At 68.4% G+C, this 18,311-nt stretch carries 19 protein-coding genes; 6 read left to right on the top strand and 13 right to left on the bottom strand.

Going from position 1 to position 18,311, the window contains the following annotated elements; translation table 11 throughout:
• Nucleotides 1–273: 273 nt before the first annotated feature.
• Nucleotides 274–1,134, top strand: a complete 861-nt coding sequence (locus ACWEOI_RS02985) for a MaoC family dehydratase (RefSeq protein WP_379278611.1) — start codon at nt 274–276, stop codon at nt 1,132–1,134.
• A 50-nt stretch (nt 1,135–1,184) separates the two neighbouring features.
• Here ACWEOI_RS02985 and ACWEOI_RS02980 read toward each other — a convergent pair whose 3' ends face one another.
• The 5 genes from ACWEOI_RS02980 to hsaA form a co-directional block, all read right to left on the bottom strand.
• Nucleotides 1,185–1,391 carry a hypothetical protein gene (locus ACWEOI_RS02980; RefSeq protein WP_452358803.1) on the bottom strand — a complete coding sequence of 69 codons (207 nt, stop codon included), beginning with the start codon at nt 1,389–1,391 and terminating at the stop codon, nt 1,185–1,187.
• 502 nt (nt 1,392–1,893) lie between these two features.
• On the bottom strand, nt 1,894–2,505 hold the full coding sequence (hsaB, locus tag ACWEOI_RS02975; protein WP_433670199.1) for a 3-hydroxy-9,10-secoandrosta-1,3,5(10)-triene-9,17-dione monooxygenase reductase subunit: 612 nt from the start codon (nt 2,503–2,505) through the stop codon (nt 1,894–1,896).
• A 29-nt stretch (nt 2,506–2,534) separates the two neighbouring features.
• Entirely contained in the window at nt 2,535–3,434 is a 900-nt protein-coding gene (hsaC, locus tag ACWEOI_RS02970) for an iron-dependent extradiol dioxygenase HsaC (protein WP_433670201.1), read from the bottom strand.
• 2 nt (nt 3,435–3,436) lie between these two features.
• Complete coding sequence (gene hsaD / locus ACWEOI_RS02965; protein ID WP_357089847.1) at nt 3,437–4,315, bottom strand: 4,5:9,10-diseco-3-hydroxy-5,9,17-trioxoandrosta-1(10),2-diene-4-oate hydrolase; 879 nt, start codon at nt 4,313–4,315, stop codon at nt 3,437–3,439.
• A gap of 3 nt (nt 4,316–4,318) precedes the next feature.
• Nucleotides 4,319–5,488: a 3-hydroxy-9,10-secoandrosta-1,3,5(10)-triene-9,17-dione monooxygenase oxygenase subunit gene (hsaA, locus tag ACWEOI_RS02960; protein WP_379106041.1), complete on the bottom strand. Its 1,170-nt coding sequence runs from the start codon at nt 5,486–5,488 to the stop codon at nt 4,319–4,321.
• Between the two features lie 200 nt (nt 5,489–5,688).
• Between hsaA and ACWEOI_RS02955 the strand changes: the two genes are divergently transcribed.
• Together ACWEOI_RS02955 and ACWEOI_RS02950 are read left to right on the top strand one after the other, a co-directional pair.
• Nucleotides 5,689–6,894 carry a Rieske 2Fe-2S domain-containing protein gene (locus tag ACWEOI_RS02955; protein WP_433670206.1) on the top strand — a complete coding sequence of 402 codons (1,206 nt, stop codon included), beginning with the start codon at nt 5,689–5,691 and terminating at the stop codon, nt 6,892–6,894.
• On the top strand, nt 6,894–7,223 hold the full coding sequence (locus tag ACWEOI_RS02950) for a hypothetical protein (protein WP_357089840.1): 330 nt from the start codon (nt 6,894–6,896) through the stop codon (nt 7,221–7,223). Before ACWEOI_RS02955 ends, ACWEOI_RS02950 begins: the two co-directional genes overlap by 1 nt.
• Before the next feature lie 85 nt (nt 7,224–7,308).
• Here the strand turns inward: ACWEOI_RS02950 and ACWEOI_RS02945 are convergent, their stop codons facing one another.
• Nucleotides 7,309–7,719 carry a cupin domain-containing protein gene (locus ACWEOI_RS02945; protein WP_379279917.1) on the bottom strand — a complete coding sequence of 137 codons (411 nt, stop codon included), beginning with the start codon at nt 7,717–7,719 and terminating at the stop codon, nt 7,309–7,311.
• An 82-nt stretch (nt 7,720–7,801) separates the two neighbouring features.
• Between ACWEOI_RS02945 and ACWEOI_RS02940 the strand changes: the two genes are divergently transcribed.
• Both ACWEOI_RS02940 and ACWEOI_RS02935 read left to right on the top strand, forming a co-directional pair.
• Nucleotides 7,802–8,716, top strand: coding sequence for a cupin domain-containing protein (locus tag ACWEOI_RS02940; RefSeq protein ID WP_433670208.1), 915 nt, complete (start codon nt 7,802–7,804; stop codon nt 8,714–8,716).
• 71 nt (nt 8,717–8,787) lie between these two features.
• A complete protein-coding gene (locus ACWEOI_RS02935) occupies nt 8,788–9,522 on the top strand; it encodes a Sir2 family NAD-dependent protein deacetylase (RefSeq protein WP_433670210.1) in 735 nt (244 codons plus the stop codon).
• Between the two features lie 5 nt (nt 9,523–9,527).
• Here ACWEOI_RS02935 and ACWEOI_RS02930 read toward each other — a convergent pair whose 3' ends face one another.
• Nucleotides 9,528–10,280 (bottom strand): DUF427 domain-containing protein, encoded by a 753-nt coding sequence (locus ACWEOI_RS02930; RefSeq protein WP_379279914.1) that lies wholly within the window; start codon nt 10,278–10,280, stop codon nt 9,528–9,530.
• A 164-nt stretch (nt 10,281–10,444) separates the two neighbouring features.
• On the opposite strand from ACWEOI_RS02930, the gene ACWEOI_RS02925 reads away from it, so the two are divergent.
• The gene (locus tag ACWEOI_RS02925) at nt 10,445–11,896 is read left to right on the top strand and encodes an amino acid permease (protein ID WP_433670212.1); all 1,452 of its coding nucleotides are present in this window, start codon (nt 10,445–10,447) and stop codon (nt 11,894–11,896) included.
• Between the two features lie 9 nt (nt 11,897–11,905).
• Here the strand turns inward: ACWEOI_RS02925 and ACWEOI_RS02920 are convergent, their stop codons facing one another.
• The 6 genes from ACWEOI_RS02920 to ACWEOI_RS02895 form a co-directional block, all read right to left on the bottom strand.
• Entirely contained in the window at nt 11,906–12,382 is a 477-nt protein-coding gene (locus ACWEOI_RS02920; RefSeq protein ID WP_433670214.1) for a YbjQ family protein, read from the bottom strand.
• Nucleotides 12,383–12,499: 117 nt separating this feature from the next.
• Nucleotides 12,500–13,543: an acyl-CoA dehydrogenase family protein gene (locus ACWEOI_RS02915; protein WP_452358802.1), complete on the bottom strand. Its 1,044-nt coding sequence runs from the start codon at nt 13,541–13,543 to the stop codon at nt 12,500–12,502.
• Nucleotides 13,544–13,646: 103 nt separating this feature from the next.
• Complete coding sequence (locus ACWEOI_RS02910) at nt 13,647–14,690, bottom strand: acyl-CoA dehydrogenase family protein (protein ID WP_452358801.1); 1,044 nt, start codon at nt 14,688–14,690, stop codon at nt 13,647–13,649.
• Between the two features lie 19 nt (nt 14,691–14,709).
• A complete protein-coding gene (locus tag ACWEOI_RS02905) occupies nt 14,710–15,840 on the bottom strand; it encodes an acyl-CoA dehydrogenase family protein (protein WP_452358800.1) in 1,131 nt (376 codons plus the stop codon).
• Complete coding sequence (locus tag ACWEOI_RS02900) at nt 15,841–16,725, bottom strand: enoyl-CoA hydratase (protein ID WP_357089815.1); 885 nt, start codon at nt 16,723–16,725, stop codon at nt 15,841–15,843. It lies immediately after the preceding gene.
• Complete coding sequence (locus tag ACWEOI_RS02895) at nt 16,722–18,272, bottom strand: FadD3 family acyl-CoA ligase (RefSeq protein ID WP_433670221.1); 1,551 nt, start codon at nt 18,270–18,272, stop codon at nt 16,722–16,724. Before ACWEOI_RS02895 ends, ACWEOI_RS02900 begins: the two co-directional genes overlap by 4 nt.
• Between the last annotated feature and the right edge of the window lie 39 nt (nt 18,273–18,311).

Raw genomic sequence — 18,311 nt, 5'->3', positions numbered from 1 at the left:
ACATCCCGTCGTACCGCTCTATCCCGGCGGGGTGTGTGACGACAACTGAAGAACCCGGATCCGCCATCGCGAACGCTCTTTCCGATGGCGGGTCCGGTCTATATCCCGAGCATCAGGAGCCGTGCGCGGCGACGCGCTACCCGGTCAGCGGGCGCAAGCTTGCGGACTCGGCGGCCGCGTTGAACCATCGGACCCAACGAACGGGGCTCGCGGGTTCGGCACTACGACGTCAACTCGGACCCGAGTGGGGTCGCGATCACGAGGAGAACTTTCATGCCCATCGACTTGAGTGTCGCGCTCGGCGCGCAGATCCCGGCGCGCGATTTCAGCTGGTCGGCCAGCGACGTGCAGACCTACAACCTGGCGCTGGGCGCGGGCAACCGCTGGACCGACCCGGCCGAGCTGCGCTACCTCGACGACCGGGACCCGGCCGTGCTGCCGTCCTTCGGCACCGTCGCGCCCTCGTTCCACGAGACCGAGGCGCCGAAGGTCAAGTTCGACGGCATCGACATCGACCTGGCGAAGGTCGTGCACGGCAGCCAGGAGATCATCGTGCACCGCCCGATCCCGGCGTCGGGCAAGGGCACCATCGCGGGCAAGATCAGCGAGATCTGGGACAAGGGCTCCAACGCCGTCATCTGGCGTGAGGACACCGCGGTCGGCTCCGACGGCGAACCCCTGTGGACCTCCCGCTCCTCCATCTTCGCGAAGGGCGAGGGCGGCTTCGGCGGCGACCGCGGCCCGTCCGCCAAGACCGAACTCCCGGACCGCGCACCGGATTTCGAGGTGCTCACCCCCACCCTGCCGCAGCAGGCCCTGCTCTACCGCATGTGCGGTGACCGCAACCCGCTGCACTCGGACCCCGAGTTCGCCCGCAACGCCGGCTTCCCGAACCCCATCCTGCACGGCCTGTGCACCTACGGCCTGGTCCTCAAGACCGCCACGGACACCGCCCTGGCCTCGGATGTCTCCCGCGTCAAGGGTTTCCGCGCCCGCTTCGCCGGCGTCATGTACCCCGGCGAGACCCTCCGCTCCCGCATCTGGCAGCAGGATGGCGAGCTCGTCATCGCGGTGACCGTCGTCGAGCGTGACGACGCCCCCGTCCTCGCCGACGTGGTCCTCACCCACTCCTGACCCCGGTCTCCACTGGGCCGCAACCGACTCCGGTTGCGGCCCGGTGGCGTTCAATGTCGACGTTTATCGGTTTGGCGGGGATGGCCGGTCCCCGCGAGAGTCACCCACACGATGCGTCGCTCGTCATCGATCGCATACCAGATCCGGCCACTGCCGGTGACCTCGTATTGCCATTGATCCAAACGCATTTCGCCTACCTCGACGTGCCCGAGCGCGCCCCTGAGCGAGTGCTGGCGCGTCAGGTCGTCGTACTTCATCGCCTCTGCCGAGTTGATCAGCCATCGGTCCTACCCGGGCGTTCGACATCGGTAGCGTCGCTGATGTCGAACGGTCCGCGTAGGCGGCGGGTCAACTCGGGGTCGGAGTGGATCTCAGCGGTGGCCTGCCATTCGCGAAGAGATCGGGCGAAGGGCAGCAACAGGCCGGTTTCCGTCCCCGCCAACAGGTTTTCGAGCAACTCGCGGACGCATTCGATGCGTTCGTCGGCGGGCTAGTTCAGAACTATGAGGGGTGGTGTGATGCGATCTGTACGAGCGGTCCTGCGGGAACTCCGCGCTGTTCGCCGCCGAGCTTCGGCTCTTGCTCGTCTCCAGAAGGCAGTGGCCGAAGGCGCTGTCGATCTGGAGGTTTTCCAGTCCAAGAGGAACTATCGACGTTGAGGGTGGGGGTTTGCCCCCAGCCTTCCCCAATGTGAAAGGCCCCTGTGGATGAAATCCACAGGGGCCTTTTTCTATCGCCAGGGTTCTGGAGGAACCCGCCTCACAGCCAGGTGTCGAGCGTGGTGGTGGTGAGGAAGTGTTCGAGGTCGGCGCGCCAGGGGGCGGGGGTGGTCTTCTCCGGTTCGATGGCCGTGTACTGGCCGCGGTAGAAGAGCAGCGGCCTGCCGGAGTCGGTGGACTCCGACAGGGCCTGTACCCGGCCGATCACGATGTAGTGATCGCCGCCGTCGAGCACGTTGTCCACAGTGCACTGGATCGTGGCCAACGCGCCGTCCAAAACCGGGAGGTCCAGTTCCGAGGTGTGCCAGTCGATTCCACCGAACTTGTCGGGTTCGCGGGAACCGAAGCGGGCGCACACCGGCTGTTGCTCCTCGGCCAGCATGTTCACGGCGAAACTGCCGTTGCGTTCGATCGCCTTCCAGGAGCGGGACTCCTTGGTGGGGCAGAAGAGCACCAGCGGCGGATCGAGGGACAGGGCGGCGAACGACTGGCACGCGAAGCCGATCGGCGCCCGCTCGTCACCCTCGCCGTCGAAGGTGGTGATGACGGTGATGCCGGTGCAGAACTGCCCCAGCACATTCCGGAACTGCCGGCCATCGATGACGGGGTGCCCGTCGGTGGTCGCGTTCGTGGTCAATTCTGCCTCGGTCACTGTTCGGCCGCCCCTGTTGTCCGTACTCGCTACTTGAATCCGACAGTGAAGTCGTGGCCCCACAGGCTGACCGCGGTGGATTCGCGCGCGATCCACGAGTGGTCGTCGACCTCGAGTCCCTCACAGCCGAATTCGATGTCGAATCCGCCCGGCGTCTTCATGTAGAAGGAGAGCATCTTGTCGTTGATGTGGCGACCCAGGGTCGCCGACATCTTGACCTTCTTGCGGTTCGCGCGATCCAGGCAGAGGCCGACATCGTCGGAGTTCTCCACCTCGACCATCAGGTGCACGATCCCGGTCGGGTTCGGCAGCGGCAGGAAGGCCAGCGCGTGGTGGCGCGGGTTGCAGCCGTAGAAGCGCAGCCAGGCCGGGTCGCCGTCGGCGGGACGGCCCACCATCTGCGGGGGCAGACGCATGGAGTCACGCAGGCGGAAGCCCAGCACGTCCTGGTAGAACGCCTGTGCCGCAGCGTCGTCCGTGCAGGTGAGGACCACGTGGCCCAGACCCTGCTCGGCGGTCACGAACTTGTGGCCGTACGGGCTGACGAAACGGCGACCCAGGTACTGGGCGCCGTAGAACGCCTCCAGGGTGTTGCCGGCCGGATCCTGGAAACGGATCATGCCCTCGACGCGACGCTCACCGAGTTCTTCCTTGGTGCCCTCGGTGAAGGCGACCCCGGCCTTGTCCAGGCTCTCGCGCAGCTCCTGCAGGCCTTTGGCGTCGGTGACCTCCCAGCCGGAGACCAGCAGGCGGTCCTGCTCGCCCGGCACGATGATCAGACGCGCGGCGAAGTCGTCCATACGCAGGTAGAGCGCGTCGGGGTTGAGCCCCGAGCCCTCCATCATCCCGAGCACCTTGAGGCCGTACTCGCGCCAGGCCGCCATGTCGGTGGCCTCGATGCGCATGTACCCGAGTGCCTTGATACTCATGGTCACTTCTCCTTGACGCCGAGCAGGAAGTCGGTTGCCAGGCGGTTGAACTCGTCGAACTTCTCCAGCTGCGCCCAGTGCCCGCAACCGCCGAACACGTGCAGCTGCACGCGCGGCACCATCTTCAACGCCACGAGCGCGCCGTCGATCGGGTTCACGCGGTCCTCGCGGCCCCAGATCATCAGCACCGGCTGACGCAGCTTGAACGCGTCGCGCCAGATCATGCCCTTGGCGAAGTCGGCGCCCGCGAAGGACTTGCCCATGGCGCGGGTGGCGGCCAGGGATTCCGGCTGCGAGGCCGAGGCGAAACGCTCCTCGACGAGTTCCGGCGTGATCAGCGACTGGTCGAAGACCATGATCCGCAGGAACGCCTCCAGGTTCTCCTTCGTGGGTTCGAAGTTGAACTTGGACAGCAGCTTCACGCCCTCGGTCGGGTCCGGCGCGAACAGGTTGGTGGACAGGCCGCCCGGGCCCATCAGCACCAGCTTGCCGGCGCGGTCCGGGTAGTCCAGCGCGAAGCGGGTGGCCGCGCCGCCGCCGAGCGAATTGCCCAGCAGGTGAACGCGATCGGTGATGCCGAGGGTGTCGAGCAGGTCCTTCAGCGCCGAGGACGAGTGCACGAAGTACTGCGGGTGCTCGGTCGGCTTGTCGGACTGCCCGAAGCCGGGCTGGTCGACGGCGAGGACGTGGAAGTCCTTGGCCAGCACCGGAATGTTCTTGGCGAAGTTCGACCAGGAGCTCGCGCCCGGACCGCCGCCGTGCAGCAGCACGATGGTGGGGCCGTTACCGACGCCCGCCTCGTGGTAGTGCAGCTTCAGGTCCGGTCGCACCTGCGCGAAGCGCGAGGTGGACTCGTAGGTGATTTCCTCTACGGCCGTCACGGATTACACCATTCCGTCGGTGACCGGCAGGCCGAACGCGTGGGTGCCGTACATGACGTAGGCGCGCTCGGGATCCTGCGAGGCGTGCACGCGGCCGGCGTGGGCGTCACGCCAGAAGCGCTGCAGCGGAGTGCCTTCCACCAGTGCGGTGGCGCCGGCGGCCTCGAAGAGGCGGTCGACGGAGGCGATCACGCGGCCGGTGGCGCGCACCTGGTCGCGGCGGGCGGCGGCACGCATCTCGAACGGGACGTCCTTGCCCGCCACGATGCACGCGTACTCGTCGGCGATATTGCCGGACAGCTGACGCCAGGCGGCGTCGATGTCACTGGCGGCCTCGGCGATCCGGACCTTGGCGAACGGGTCGTCCTTGGCGTTCTCGCCGGCGAAGGCGGCGCGCACGCGCTTGCCCTGGTGCTCGACGTGGGCCTCGTAGGCGCCGTAACCCATGCCGATGATCGGCGCGGTGATGGTGGCGGGGTGGATGCTGCCCCACGGCATCTTGTACAGCGGATCGGTATTCTGCTCCAGGCCAGGCGATTTCAGTTCGCCCATGGTCCGCATGCTGAGGAAACGGTGCTTGGGAACGAAAACGTCCTTGACCACGACGGTGTTGGAGCCGGTGCCGCGCAGGCCCACCACGTGCCACACATCGTTGACGACGTACTCGCTGCGGGGGATCAGGAACGAGCCGAAGTCGACCGGCTTGCCGTTCTTGATGACCGGACCGCCGACGAACACCCAGTCGGCGTGATCGGAACCTGAGGACCAGGCCCACGAACCGTTGACGGTGTAGCCCGAGCCGTCCTCGGTCACCACACCCGCGCCCATCGGGGCGTAGGAGGAGGAGATCCGGACCTCGGTGTCGTTGCCCCAGACCTCTTCCTGGGCCTTCTGGTCGAACAGCGCCAGGTGCCAGTTGTGGATGCCGAGGATGCCGGCACACCAGCCGGTCGAACCGCAGGCGCTGGCCAGCTTGCGGACCTGGTCATAGAAGATCACCGGGTCGCAGGCGTAGCCGCCCCACTGCTTGGGCTGCACGAGCTTGAAGAAGCCGGTCGCCTGCAGATCCTTGACGGTCTGGTCCGGAAGGCGGCGCAGATCCTCGGTCTCCTGGGCGCGCTCACGCAGGGTCGGCAGCAGCGCCTCTACCCGCTCAACTACTTCTTGCGTCATCTCGCCAGTTGCTCCTGCCTGGTACGGGGACCGGAAGCGGTCTTCGTTTGCCCCTGAGAGTAGAACACGTTCTTATTCCTGTCGAGAACGCGGTTCATGCCCAGCTCAGAGAGACGCCATCCTGGTAGTTGGTCCTATCGCTGGCAAACGGCCAGCCGATTTTGTAACGTGTTCTAGTACATCCATAGGAGGATCAGGAAATGGCGACAACCCCCCAAGGGCCCCGCGGAAAGGTCCGCGAGATCGACGTGGGCGCCGCGCCCACCCGTTTTGCCCGGGGCTGGCACTGTGTAGGCCTGGCCAAGGACTTCCGGGACGGCAAGCCGCACTCGGTCAATATTTTCGGCACCAAGCTGGTCGTTTTCATGAACAGCCAGGGTGAACTGAAGGTCCTGGACTCCTACTGCCGCCATCTCGGCGGCGACCTCTCCATGGGTGAGGTCAAGGGCGATTCCATCGCTTGCCCGTTCCACGACTGGCGCTGGGGCGGCAACGGCAAGTGCACCGGCATCCCGTACGCCCGCCGCGTGCCCCCGCTGGCCCGCACCCGCGCGTGGATCACGCTCGAGCGCAACGGTCAGCTGTACGTGTGGCACGACCACGAGGGCAACCCGCCCTCGGACGAGGTGACGATCCCCTACATCGAGGGTCCGTACACCAATGCCGACGGCACCCCGTCGGAGAGCCTCAACGACGGCTGGACCGACTGGACCTGGCACTCGCTGCTGATCGAGGGCTCCAACTGCCGCGAGATCATCGACAACGTCGTGGATATGGCGCACTTCTTCTATATCCACTACGCCTTCCCGACGTACTTCAAGAACGTCCTCGAGGGTCACGTCGCCACCCAGTACCTCGAGACCAAGGGTCGCCCGGACATCGGCCAGGCGGCCGCGAACGGCATCGACGTGCTGCTCAAGTCCGAGGCGTCGTACTTCGGCCCGTCGTACATGATCAACCCGCTGCTCAACATCTACAGCGGCTTCGAGGTCAAGACGGTCCTGATCAACTGCCACTACCCGGTCTCTCAGGACTCGTTCGTGCTGCAGTGGGGCGTGTCGCTGCAGAAGCCGCAGGGGCTGCCCGAGGCGCAGGCGGACAAGTTCGCCGCCAAGATGACCGAGGGCGTGTCCGAGGGCTTCCTGCAGGACGTCGAGATCTGGAAGCACAAGTCCAAGATCGACAACCCGCTGCTGACCGAGGAAGACGGCCCGGTCTACCAGCTGCGTCGCTGGTACGAGCAGTTCTACGTCGATGTCGCCGACATCGACCCGAAGATGACGCAGCGCTTCGAATTCGAGATCGACACCTCCAAGGCCAACGAGCAGTGGGGTCTCGAGGTCGAGGAGAACCTGCGCAAGAAGGCGGAGGCCGAAGCGGCCGCCGCGCAGGAGGCGAACGCCTGATGACCACCTGGGCGAAGGCACCCGATTTCGCGGACCGGCCGGAACAGCGAGCGCAGGTGCGCGCCCAGACGGTCGTCGACAAAGAGCACTACATGGAGTCCGGTCTGACGCCGATCGCGTGTCAGACCTGCGGCACCCAGGTGCAGGTGCGCAAGCACAGCCACAACCAGAAGACGGTGCAGTGGACGACCGACCCGGCCGCCACCTGCCCCGTCTTCCGCAAGCTGGCCGAGTCCGGTCCCACCACCGGGAAGCCGGACTCGTGCCCGAACCTCGAGAAGACCATCGACCACGCGGTCGCCGAAGGACTTCTCGGGATCGACGACTGAATCGGCCGACCCACCGGGTTCCACCTGCGGTGTGCCCGCCGCGCGAAAGCACGGCGGGCACGAGAACCGAAGAGTGGAAATTCCCTCAGTCGAGCCGGAAGTCGGCGAAGTCGAATCCGGGGGAGACGACGCAACTCACCAGCGCGTAGTCGTCTCCCGCCGGACGGGCGGCCTGGCTGATCCCGCCGGGAACCACCGCCTGGGGGCGCTGCCCCTGCTCGACATCGGGTCCGAGGACGATCTCCTCACCCCCGATGTTCAGCAGCAGGGGACCACCCCGATGCCAGAACCAGATCTCGTCCGAGGCCACCGTGTGCGGCGCGGACTTCTCACCCGGCAGCAGCAGGAAGTAGATCGCGGTGCCGCTCGCCCGCGGCCCCGGATAGTCCTCCGGCGTGAATTCCACTGGGCTGCGCCAGGTTTCGCGATACCAGCCACCCTCGGGATGCGGCTGAAGATCCAATTCCACGGCCAGTTTCGGACGGTCGTCGCTCATCGGTTCACTGTATTTCCCGACGCCCCGGGATGCGGGGCGGCGCGAGAATCACCACGCTGCGGCGAGCGGATACGGTCGAAACGTGGACCTGCTCAGCGAAGCCATCTCCGCCATTCGGACCGGTCACCCCACCTCCGGCATGTTCGTGCGGCACGCGCCGTGGGGCCGCGCGTATCCGGTGGTGCCCGGCTCGGGATTCCATGTGGTGCTGCAGGGTTCGTGCTGGCTGGTGCCGCCGGACGGAGAACCGATGGCCCTCGGCGTCGGCGATGTGATCTTCATGCCCCGCGGGGCCGACCACCTGCTGGTGGACAGTCTCGACAGCGCCGTCACCGAGCGGGCGCGGCCGGGCGAGCCGCGGGAGATCACCGGGCCGGGCGCGCGCTGCGTGCTGGTCTGCGGGGCCTACGAACTCGGGCGGCAGCGCAGCCACCCGCTGCTGGACGAGCTGCCCGAATTCATCCATCTCCCCGCCCGTCCCGGCCGCCACCCCGCCCTGCGCGGAGCGGTGGACCTGCTCGCCGCCGAGATCTCCGAACCGCGGGCGGGCACCGACGCCGCGATCCCGGCCCTGCTGGAGACCCTGCTGCTGTTCGCGCTGCGCGCCTGGTTCGACGATCGGGCCGACGCGCCGACCGGCTGGGCCGCGGCCTTCACCGATCCGGCCGTCGCGACCGCCCTGCGCGCCATGCACGAAGCGCCCGAGCGGGGCTGGGCGGTACCCGAACTCGCTGCCGTGGCGGGTGTTTCGCGGGCCACCCTGGCCCGGCGCTTCACGGCCACGGTCGGTGAGCCGCCGCTGTCCTACCTCACCCGGTGGCGCATGCTCACCGCGGCGCGACTGCTCCGGGAATCCGACACCCCGTTGTCGACCGTCGCCCGGAAGGTCGGCTACCAGAGCGAATTCGCGTTCGCGAAGGCGTTCAAACGCGAATACGGGCTGGCGCCCGGACAGTACCGGCGCGCGGAGGATCAGCCCGCGGTCATCGCGGTGTGAGACGGGCGGGCTGCTGAACGGCCGGTGAATCCGGAGGCGGAAGGGCGGCGCGGCGGCCTAGGCTGGCAGGCGTGACGGACTGGCGTGCACGCAAGGGGCCGATCGGGGTACTGACGGGCGCGGGCATCTCCACCGATTCCGGGATTCCGGATTTCCGTGGGCCGCGCGGGGTCTGGACCGAGGATCCGATCGCGGAACTGCTCTCCACCTATCAGAACTATGTGGCCGATCCGGAATTACGGGCGCGGGCCTGGCTGGCCCGCCGCGACAATCCGGCCTGGACGGCCACCCCGAACGACGCCCATCGCGCGCTGGCCAGGCTGGCGGCGGAGCGCCAGGTCGGGATCATCACGCAGAACATCGACCGGCTGCATCAACGGGCGGGCTCGGACACGGTCGTGGAGATCCACGGCAATATGTTCGAAGTCGTCTGCATCGACTGCGAATTCACCGACTCCATGGCGGCCACCCTGGAGAAGGTCGCCGCCGGGGACCCGGATCCCGCGTGCCCGGAGTGCGGCGGCATCCTCAAGGCGGCCACCATCATGTTCGGGCAGCACCTGGATTCGGATGCGATCCGGGCGGCCGTGCAGATCGCCGAGACCGCGGAGATCTTCCTGGCCGTGGGCAGTACGCTCCAGGTCGAGCCCGCGGCCTCGATGTGCGCGGTGGCCGTGGACGCGGGCGCGGACCTGGTCGTGGTGAACGCCGAGCCGACCCCGTACGACGAGTACGCCGCCGAGATCGTGCGCGACCCGATCGGTGTCGCGCTACCCCGGTTGGTGTCGGAGATCCTGGGGGACTGAGGGTTTCAGCTGAACGGGGTCTTCGGGCGGGCCTGGAGTTCGCCGTCGATCCACAGGTCGATCTTCTCGTTGTAGAAGCAGGCGAGCCCGGCGATCTTCTGGCTCTCCGGCAGCGGGGTGCGGTAGATCCAGACCAGGTCCGGGAACTCCTCCTCGCCGAGCCGAACCGACCAGTATTCGGCGGTGCCCTTGTACGGGCAGTGCGTCTCGGTGTCGGACGGTGTCAGCAGGTCCATCCGGACATCGGTGAGCGGCACGTAGTAGCGCGCCGGCAGGCCGGTCTCGAACAGGATGCGCGGGCCGTGCGAATCGGCCAGCACCTGGCCGTTCAGTTCCACCCGCACGTGCCGGGAACTGCCGAGGATGTCCACCCGGGTGTAGGGGTCGCGCGGGTGCACGTAGATCGGTTCGTCCTCCTCGAACCATTCCGTCATGGCGTGGAAATCCAGTTTCACCAGGTCACGCAGTTCCGGGAGCGGGGAATCGAGGTGCCGGACGGCCGCGCCGGCCGCCACGACGCCGTCGGTCACCACATCGAACTCGGTGCCGGTGCCGCGGCTGGGGGACGGGCGGGTCTTGCCATTGGGTTCCAGCTTGGCCCGCAGGTCGGCGACCGGCAGGTAGTAGGTGGGGTAGTGCGGGGACTCCCACACCAGCGTCGGAGTGACGGTGTCCGCGGCCAGGTGACCGCCGAGGTAGGCGCGTACCCGCTTGGCGCTCGGTTCGACGCGTACTCGGCCGCGCTGAGTCTCGGTCATACCTTCCGACGGTACGCCCGCCATGGAAGCGGCTGGCGGCGAAGCGGATTCGGGACGTGGGCCGATGCGTGTCCGGCTCGGTTCCGGAGGCGATTTTCCCCGGCTGACCAGGCTCGATAGGGTGGGCTGGCAATTTATGGGCAACACAAGAAGGTGGCGGTCAGATGTCGGAACCGGTCGAGGCGCGCGTGACGGGGCCGGACGGCACGCTGACGGCGGGCATCGACGCCACGCCATCCGAGCCGCAGGGGCTGCGCACCGGGCTCCGGCGCCGTCACATGACCATGATCGGCATCGGCGGGGCGATCGGCGCGGGCCTGTTCGTGGGCAGCGGCTCGGTCATCCAGACCGCCGGGCCCGCCGCCGTGCTGTCCTACGCGGCCGCCGGGCTGGTGGTGCTGGCCGTGCTGCGGGCCCTCGGGGAAATGGTGGTCGCCCGACCGGTCGCCGGATCGATGGGGGAGTACGCGCGCCTGGCCATGGGTCCGTTCGCCGGATTCACCGTCGGCTGGCTGTACTGGTACCTCTACGTCATCCTGGTCGGCGCCGAGGCGGTGGCCGGGGCGGCCATCCTCGGCACCTGGGTCGACCTGGACCAGTGGGTGCTCTCGGCCGGACTGCTGATCATCATGACCGCCGTCAACCTGCTGTCGGTGAAGTCGTTCGGCGAGTTCGAGTTCTGGTTCGCCTCCATCAAGGTGGTGGCCATCGTCGGCTTCCTGGCGGTCGGGCTGGCCTGGATCTTCGGGCTCTGGCCCGGGTCGCAGTCCGGATTCGGGAACCTCACCGGCCATGGCGGTTTCGCACCCAACGGGGTCACAGGCATCTTCTCGGCAATCGTGGTGGTGATGTTCGCCTTCGGCGGCACCGAGATCGTCACCGTCGCGGCCGCCGAGACCGAGGAACCGGCCAAGGCCGTCACCCGCGCCACCAACAGCGTGCTGTGGCGGGTGGGCCTGTTCTACGTGGCCTCGATCTTCCTGGTGGTCACGATCCTGCCGTGGAACGACGCCAAGGTGCTGACGAGCCCCTTCGTCAGCGCCCTCGAACACATCGGCATCCCCGCCGCGGGCACCATCATGCAGGTCGTCATCCTGACCGCGGTGCTGTCGGTGCTGAACTCGGCCATCTACGTCTCCTCCCGCACGCTCTACGTCCTCACCCGCGACGGCGACGCCCCCGCCGCCCTGGTGAAACTCAACAAGCGCGGCGTCCCCGCCCGGGCCGTCCTGCTCGGCACCACCGCCGCCTGGGGCGCGGTCATCGCCTCCTACGTCTCCCCGGACAAGGTCTTCACCTTCCTGGTGAACTCCATCGGCGTGGTGCTGGCCTTCGTCTACGTGGCGATCATGTTCTCCCAGCTCCGCCTGCGCGCCCGCCTCCGCCGCGAGGACCCCTCCGCCCTCACCTACCGCATGTGGGGCTACCCCTACATCAGCTGGGCCGTGATCATCGCCCTGTTCGCCGTCTTCGTCGCCATGGCCCGCAACCCCGACCAGCGCAACCAGCTCATCGCCTCCACCGTCAGCCTCCTGGCGGTCATGGCGATCTACCCCCTGCGCGCCAAATTCGGCCGCAAGAAGCCGGTCCGCGAGGTCGAGGTGCTCCACCACTGACCGCCCCGGCTACTCCCCGGCCGGCTTGACCACGACCGCGGTGCCGTAGGCGGCGACCTCGCTCATGGTGTTGGCGATCTCGTTGCAGTCGAATCGCATGGCGACGACGGCGTTCGCGCCATAAGCCATGGCGTGCTGGCACATTCGCATGATCGCCTCGTGCCGCGACTGGTACAGCAGCTGCGTGTACTCGTGAATCTCGCCGCCGCCCAAGGCCCGGAACCCGGCCGCGAAGTTCGCGCCCAGACCACGACTGCGCACGGTCAGCCCCGCGACCTCACCGATCACCCGGACGATCTCCTGACCCGGCACATCGTTCATGGTGGACACCAGGATCGGGAACTGCGGGGCCGGAGGCTGCTGCGGCTGCGGCTGGCCCTGCTGCGGGTAGGGGGCCTGGCCCTGCGGGGGATACGGCTGCTGGCCGGGACCCTGCTGCGGGTACTGCTGCTGATAGGGCTGCTGCGGCGGCATGGGTTGGTTCATGAGCGGGATGGTACGGGGCGGAATCGACCGCGGGCGGCATCCAGGTGAACGGGCCGGGGACGGCGAACGGCCCGTGCGCGGTGAATCGCGCACGGGCCGTTCGGGAAAGCGTCGCCGCTAGGCCGGGCGGGCCAGGGGGCGGGCGGGGGTGCCGAACAGCTGGGCGTCGGCGTGGGCGCGCTTGAAGAACAGGTGCGCGTCGTGTTCCCAGGTGATGGCGATGCCGCCGTGCATCTGGACGGTCTCCGAGACCACCGAGTTGAAGGTGTCGATGGCGTGCAGGCGAGCGGCCTGGATGTCGATCGGGTCGATCGCGCCCTCGGCGAGACCGGCGATCGCCAGGTAGCCCAGCGAGCGGGCCGACTCCACCAGCACGTACATGTCGGCCATGCGGTGCTTGAGGGCCTGGAAGCTGCCGATCGGGCGGCCGAACTGCACACGCGACTTCGAGTACTCGACGGTCATGTCGAGGCACTGCTCGGCCGCGCCGATCTGCTCGGCCACCATTGCGGCCCAGGCGATCTCACGCAGGCGGGTGACGTCGAGCTGCCCCAGCGGGGTCGCCGCCACGGAGTCGAATTCGATGCGCGCCAGCTTGCGGGTCGGGTCCTGGGTGACCACGGCGGTGCGGGTGACCCCCGCCGCGTCGCCCGCGACCTCGAACAGGCCGTCGGCGGTGAGCACCAGCAGGGTGTCGGCGAACGCGCCGTCGAGCACGTAATGCGCTGAGCCCGAGAGGGTTCCGCCGTTCGACTGGACACCGAAGGCGTCCCAGCCGCTCGCCGCCGCCCAGCACAGGGCCAGCGTCCGCGCGCCCTCGGCGACCTCCGGCAGCAGCCGCTCGTTGGCCTCGGTGTTCCCGGCCAGCAGCAGCGCCTGCACGCCCAGCACGGCCGAACCGAGCATCGGGGGCGCGGACAGCGTGCGGCCGAGTTCCTCGACCACCAGCAGGGATTCGACCAGGCCGACCCCGATGCCGCCGAACTCCTCCGGAATGGCCAGGGCCGCGACGCCGACCTGCTCGCACAGCAGCTTCCACAGCTGTTCGTCGTAGCCGTGCTCGGTCTCCAGCCCGCGCCGCATGGCCGCGCTGTCACCGTGCTTGGTCAGCACCGCGCGCACGGTGGTGACGAGTTCCTGCTGTTCGGCAGTGAGGCTCATGCGTTCGCTCCCAACGGGTAATAGGTGCTCATGCTGCGCATATTCGGCATGAGCGAGGGCCCTGCGTGGTTACGCTGCGCTACCGCCTCCGGGCCTGACTCGCTCATGCCACGTTGCCGGCGCGCAGGGCGGCGGCGATGCGGGCGCGGTGCTCGGCCGGGGTGCCCCAGGCCGAACGCAGGGCGGTGACCTTGGTCAGCCACAGCGACAGATCGCATTCGGCGGTGTAGCCGATCGCGCCGTGCACCTGCAGCGCGATGCGCGCGGTCTGGTACGCCGCCTCGCCGCAGGCCAGCTTGGCCGCGGAGACGTCGCGACCGCGGGTCTCGGCGTCCGCGCCCGACTCCAGGGTCAGGGCGGCGCGGTAGAGCAGCGGCAGCGCCATCTCCAGGCCGATGTGGGCATTGGCCAGGTGGTGCTTGATGGCCTGGTTGCGGCCGATCGGGGTACCGAACTGCTGGCGCTGCTTCACGTACTCGACGCTGGTGTCCAACATGGCCCGGCCCGCGCCGAGCAGCTGCGCGGCGGCGGCCAGGGCGGCGGTGTCGAAGGCCAGATCGATGGCGGCGCTGACGCCTTCGCCCTCGGCCAGGGTCTCGCCCGCGGTCACGGTGTACAGGCGGCGCGCGGCATCCACCGACGTGACCAGGTTACCGGCGGTGCCCACCGCGATGCGGTCGCCCTCGGCGATCAGCACCAGGTCGGCCACATCGGCGTCCAGCGCGGTGGCGGCGCCGGCGGAGCGGCCCGCGTTGGCACCCGCCGCTGCGGTCAGCGCCAGGGTGCCCAGCTTCGCGCCCTCGGCCAGCTCCGGCAGCTTCTCGGCGGCGAGCGCCGAGTCCGGAAGCGCCTGCAGCAGTGCGGGAATCGCGGCGGCGGTCTCCACCAGCGGACCCGGCACGGCGGCCCGGCCGATCTCGGTGAAGGCCACGATCATCTCGACCGGACCGGCGCCGAAGCCGCCGTTGTCCTCGGAGACGGTCAGGCCCAGCGCGCCCGCCTCGGCCAGCTGGCCGATCAGCGCGCGCCCGGCGGCGGCCTCGCCCTCGCCCCACGCCCGGACCACGCCCGGCGTCTTGGCGGCCTCGCCCATCTTGCGCAGGCTGGCGGCGAAATCGTTCTGTTCTGCGGTCAATGCGAATCGCATGTCGTCGTCCTCCCTGTGGCTATCGCGGCAGGCCGAGCAGGCGTTCGGCGATGATGTTGCGCTGGATCTCGTTGGTGCCGGCGTAGATCGGGCCCGCCAGCGAGAACAGGTAGCCGTCGGTCCACGCCGACTCCTGCTCCGCGGCCGCGCCGTGCAGATCGAGCGCGGTCTCGTGCATGACGATGTCCAGATCCGACCAGAACACCTTGTTCACCGAGGACTCCGCGCCCAGCTGGCCGCCGTCGGCCAGACGGGTCACGGTGGCCCAGGTGTTGAGGCGGTACGCCTCCGCGCCCACCCACGCGTCGACCACGCGGTCGGCGGCGGCGGTGTCGGATTCGGCGGCCGAGCCCGTCCACAGCTCGATCAGCTTGCGGGCGGTGGCGTTGAACCGGCCCGGCGCGCGCAGCGACAGACCGCGCTCGTTGCTCGAGGTCGCCATGGCGACCTTCCAGCCGTTGTTCGCCTCGCCGATCACGTCCTGATCCGGCACGAACACGTTGTCCAGGAAGATCTCCGCGAAGCCCGGCTCGCCGTCCAGCTGCGGAATCGGGCGCACCGTGATGCCCTCGGCGGTGAGCGGGAACATCAGGTAGGTGAGGCCGCGGTGGCGCTCGGCCTCCGGGTCACTGCGGAACAGGCCGAAACCCCAGTCCGCGAACGAGGCCCGCGAGCTCCAGGTCTTCTGACCGTTGAGCAGCCAGCCGCCCTCGGTGCGCTTGGCGGTGGAGCGGATACCGGCCAGGTCGGAACCGGCCTCCGGCTCGGACCAGGCCTGCGCCCAGATGTCGTCGGCGCGCGCCATTCTCGGCAGGATGCGGGCCAGCTGCTCGGGCGAACCGTGCTCGAACAGGGTGGGCGCCAGCAGGAAGATGCCGTTCTGCGAGACACGACCGGGCGCGCCCGCGGCGTAGTACTCCTCCTCGAAGATGACCCATTCGGTCAGCGAGGCGTCGCGGCCGCCGTACTCGGCGGGCCAGGCCACACACGACAGGCGGGCGTCGGCCAGCTTGGCCTCCCACTCGCGGTGCAGTTCGAAACCGGCCTTGGTGTCCATGGACGGCAGGGGAGCGGCGGGCTTGTTGGCCGCCAGGAAGTCGCGCACCTCGGCGCGGAATTCCTCGGTCTTGCTGTCGAATTCGAGATCCACTTACTTTGCCCTGTCGTTGGTGGTAGCGGCAGCCTTCATGGACTTGGCGTCCATACCGCCCAGTGAGCCGGTGCCGACCTCGGCGTTGTGCGCGTGCGCGAAGTGATGCAGCCCGAACACGGAATCCATGCCCGCGCGCATCCCCATCAGGTCCTCGCACTGGTTGACGGCCTTCTTGGTGAGCGCCAGCCCGAACTGCGGCATCTCCGCGATCTTCTCGGCGAGCGCGAAGGTCTGCGCCTCCAGCTCCTCGCGCGGGACAACGCGATTCAGCATGCCCCACTCGTAAGCCTGTGCCGCGGTGAAGCGCTCACCGGTGAACAGCACCTCCTTGGCGCGACGCGGACCCAGCACCCACGGGTGCGCGAAGTACTCGACGCCCGGAATGCCCATGCGCACCACCGGATCGGAGAAGAACGCGTCCTCGGAGGCCACGATCATGTCGCAGGCCCACGCCAGCATGAGCGCGCCCGCGATGCACGCGCCCTGCACCATGGCGATGGTCGGCTTGGGGATCTCCCGCCAGCGCCGGCACATGCCCAGGTACACCTCGGACTCGCGCGCGAACCGCTGATCGCCGCCCGGCCGGTCCACGTGGTCCCACCACATGACGGCCTGGTTCTCGTAGGAGATGTGGTGGTCGCGGCCCTGCGTGCCGATGTCGTGCCCGGCGCTGAAATGCTTTCCGGCCCCGGCCAGGACGATCACCTTGACCTCGGCGTCCTCGACGGCCTTGGTGAAGGCGGCGTCGAGGGCGTAGGTCATGACCGAGTTCTGCGCGTTGCGGAAGTCCGGCCGGTTCAGCGTGACGACCGCGATCGGGCCGCGCTTCTCGTAGAGGACGACTTCGCCCTCATCGGGGATGGGCCCCAATTCCTGGCTCACGCCTTCTCCTCATCACGTAGGTTCCGCTTCAGGACCTTTCCCGCCGCGTTGTAGGGCAGCGCGTCGCGGAACTCCACGAAGCGCGGCACCTTGAAGTTGGCCAGCATGGTCTTGGCCTGCGCGATCACGTCCTCGGCGGTGAGCTCCGAGCCCGCCCGGCGCACCACGTACACCTTGCCGACCTCGCCCATGCGCTCGTCGGGCACGCCGATGACCGCGGTCTCGGCGACGCCCTCGATGCGGGCCATGGCCTGCTCCACCTCGGCGGGATACACATTGAAGCCGCCGGAGATGTACATGTCCTTGAGCCGGTCGGTGACCTTCATGTACCCGCGCTCGTCGATCACCGCGACATCGCCGGTGTGCAGCCAGCCGTCCGGATCGATGGTGGCGGCGGTGGCCTGCGGGTCGTCGAGGTAGCCGCGCATCACCTGGTCGCTGCGCAGCAGCAGTTCGCCGTTGTCGGCCAGCTTCATCTCGAAGCCGTCGATGGTGCGGCCGCAGGTGTTGGCGATGGTCTCGCTGGAGTCCTCGGGGCGGCACATGGTGCCGAAGCCGCCGGACTCGGTCTGGCCGTAGGCGGTCAGCACCACGTCGAAAGTCAGCTCCGAGCGCAGTCTTTCGATGAGCACCACCGGCACGGTGGCCGCACCGGTCACCGCGACGCGCAGGCTGGACAGATCCGCGGCATCCCGCTGGGGGTGATCGAGGATGGTCTGGTGAATGGTCGGCGGGCCGGTGAGCACGGTGATGCGCTCGGCGGCGATCAAGCGCATGGTCTCGGGCACGTCGAACACGGCCTGCGGCACGATGGTCGCGCCGGTGGCCAGGCAGGTGATGATGCCCGCCTTGTAGCCGAAGCTGTGGAAGAACGGCGGCACCACCAGGTAGCGGTCGTCGCTGTTCAGGGTGGCGCAGTCGGCCCAGGCCCGGGCGCTGGTCAGCAGCTGGTGGTGCGCGATGAGCGCGCCCTTGCTGCGTCCGGTGGTGCCCGAGGTGAACAGGATGTCGGAAAGATCGTCCGGCGACACCGATTCCGCGCGCGCCACGACCTCGTCGAGGCTGACGGTCTCGGCCACCTTGCCCAGATCGGACCAGGCGATGGCGTTCTCGACGGGAGCCTCGCCCTCGACCGGAATCACGACGATCGTCTCGATGCCCAGTTCCGGTGCGTGCGCCCGCAATTCGGCCAGCCGATCGCGGCCGAGGAACTCACCGGCGATGAACAGCGCCTTGGCGTGCACCCGCGACAGCGTGTCCGCCGCCTCGTCCGCGACGTACCGCGTGTTCAGCGGCACGATGGTCGCGCCCACGTAGTGGGCGGCCAGTACCGCGGTCACCCAGTGGTGGGTGTTGGGCGCCCAGATGCCGATGCGATCGCCGCGTTCGATACCGCGGGCCATGAGCGCACGGGCGGTCTCACGGACCGAGTCCAGCAGTTGCGACCAGCTCAGTCGCACGGCACCGTCGGCGACGGCGGGCGCGTCACCGTAGGCGTCCGCCGCCGCGTGCAGAGCGAGCGGTGTGGTCTGCGGAGGAGATGTCACTGGGCTTCCTCGCTGTCCGGGAATGGGTCTAACAAAGCA

The sequence above is a fragment of the Nocardia sp. NPDC004340 genome (assembly GCF_053602575.1).
The sequence above is the reverse complement of the archived record's forward strand: the minus strand, read 5'-3'. Positions and strand labels throughout refer to the sequence as shown.

Coding starts and splice junctions, on each gene's coding strand:
- ACWEOI_RS02950 (WP_357089840.1), top strand. CDS start 6,894: ATGACCACCTGGGCGAAGGCACCCGATTTCGCGGACCGGCCGGAACAG.
- ACWEOI_RS02930 (WP_379279914.1), bottom strand. CDS start 10,280: ATGACCGAGACTCAGCGCGGCCGAGTACGCGTCGAACCGAGCGCCAAG.
- ACWEOI_RS02925 (WP_433670212.1), top strand. CDS start 10,445: ATGTCGGAACCGGTCGAGGCGCGCGTGACGGGGCCGGACGGCACGCTG.
- ACWEOI_RS02920 (WP_433670214.1), bottom strand. CDS start 12,382: ATGAACCAACCCATGCCGCCGCAGCAGCCCTATCAGCAGCAGTACCCG.
- ACWEOI_RS02945 (WP_379279917.1), bottom strand. CDS start 7,719: ATGAGCGACGACCGTCCGAAACTGGCCGTGGAATTGGATCTTCAGCCG.
- ACWEOI_RS02985 (WP_379278611.1), top strand. CDS start 274: ATGCCCATCGACTTGAGTGTCGCGCTCGGCGCGCAGATCCCGGCGCGC.
- ACWEOI_RS02980 (WP_452358803.1), bottom strand. CDS start 1,391: ATGAAGTACGACGACCTGACGCGCCAGCACTCGCTCAGGGGCGCGCTC.
- ACWEOI_RS02915 (WP_452358802.1), bottom strand. CDS start 13,543: ATGAGCCTCACTGCCGAACAGCAGGAACTCGTCACCACCGTGCGCGCG.
- hsaC (WP_433670201.1), bottom strand. CDS start 3,434: ATGAGTATCAAGGCACTCGGGTACATGCGCATCGAGGCCACCGACATG.
- hsaA (WP_379106041.1), bottom strand. CDS start 5,488: ATGACGCAAGAAGTAGTTGAGCGGGTAGAGGCGCTGCTGCCGACCCTG.
- ACWEOI_RS02910 (WP_452358801.1), bottom strand. CDS start 14,690: ATGCGATTCGCATTGACCGCAGAACAGAACGATTTCGCCGCCAGCCTG.
- ACWEOI_RS02955 (WP_433670206.1), top strand. CDS start 5,689: ATGGCGACAACCCCCCAAGGGCCCCGCGGAAAGGTCCGCGAGATCGAC.